At 48.9% G+C, this 1359-nt stretch carries 1 protein-coding gene; it reads left to right on the top strand.

Features of this window, described 5'->3' with window-relative positions; genetic code table 11:
* A partial coding sequence (locus DP116_RS01490; protein WP_211173013.1) for a tetratricopeptide repeat protein occupies positions 1 to 1158 on the top strand: 1158 nt, incomplete at its 5' end.
* Positions 1159 to 1359 lie beyond the last annotated feature (201 nt).

Below are 1359 nucleotides of genomic sequence, written 5' to 3'. Positions count from 1 at the left end.
GATGTCGGTGGCAAAGCTGCAACCCTCAATAACATGGCATGGTTCATCGCCCAACAAGGGAATATCTCCAGGGCGCTTGCACTATGGGAACAATCCTTGGAAATAATTGAGCGCATTGGCGATGTCGATGGTAAAGCCGCTACCCTCAATAACATGGCATGGTTTATAGCCCAACAAGGGAATATCCCCAGGGCGCTTGCACTATGGGAACAATCCTTGGAAATAAAAGAGCGGATTGGAGATGTCGGTGGCAAAGCTGCAACCCTCAATAACATGGCATGGTTCATCGCCCAACAAGGGAATATCCCTAGGGCGCTTGCACTATGGAAACAATCCTTGGAAATAATTGAGCGGATTGGCGATGTCGATGGTAAAGCCGCTACCCTCAACAACATGGCACAGGTAATTGCCCAACAGGGAGACATCCCCAAAGCGATCACACTGTGGGAGCAATCCTTGGAAATAAAAGAGCGGATTGGCGATGTCGGTGGCAAAGCTACCACCCTGAACAACATGGCAGGAGTCATCGCCCAACAAGGAGACATCGAGAGGGCGATCGCACTTTGGCAACAATCCTTGGAAATATATGAGCAGATTGGCGATGTCGATGGCAAAGCTACTACCCTAGCAAATATGGCTTATGTTGCAGGTGAAACAGGAGATAAAGCTAGGGAGTTAGACTTAAATCTGCAAGCCGCTTTGGCACTTGCACAGGTTTGTGCTTATGGCGATTTGGTGACAGTTCTAGGTAATTTAGGCGTGACGGCTCAAAGCAACGGTTTGGTTTACCTGGCTCAAGCTATGTGGCTGACGGTGAGGATTCACGCCCCCTTGGCAAAAACAATTCAGCTAATTCATAATTTGTATAACGCAGTACCGCGAGGTGATGAACTGCAATCCTTGCTAGGGGCAACAGCACTATTCTTTTGCAACTGCCGAGGCAAAGGGCATCCGCAGTTAGAGGAACTCCAGGGATTGAGTGTCAGGATGATATCAGATGCGGCGGTTGCCCAAGGAATTGAGACGCAGGAAGCGTTTGACACTTGGTTTGTCCAGCAAAGGTTGAAAGATCCGGAATATTTTCTTACCCGACTCACTCAACGCCTAGAGGAGATAGTTGGGGATGGGTGGTTGTTTGATCGCAGTCAAGTTTCGTAGTCCCTCCTTGAGGTGAGGCTGAGCCTCAGTATGGGCATTCCCAGCCGGAGTCTGGGAACGAGAAAAAGATTAGCTGATTTCAACCGCCTTGGAATCAATTCCAAGGCTCACAGCCCAAGTCTACTAAAGTAGACTGAAAAGCTCATGCAGTCATCTTTTAGATGACTTTGCCTATGAGACTGGGATTTCAATCCCAGGCGG

The sequence above is a fragment of the Brasilonema bromeliae SPC951 genome (genome assembly GCF_012912135.1).
Taxonomy (GTDB): Bacteria; Cyanobacteriota; Cyanobacteriia; order Cyanobacteriales; family Nostocaceae; genus Brasilonema; species Brasilonema bromeliae.
Note: the sequence above shows the minus strand (reverse complement) of the source record. Positions and strands in the feature narration are given on the sequence as shown.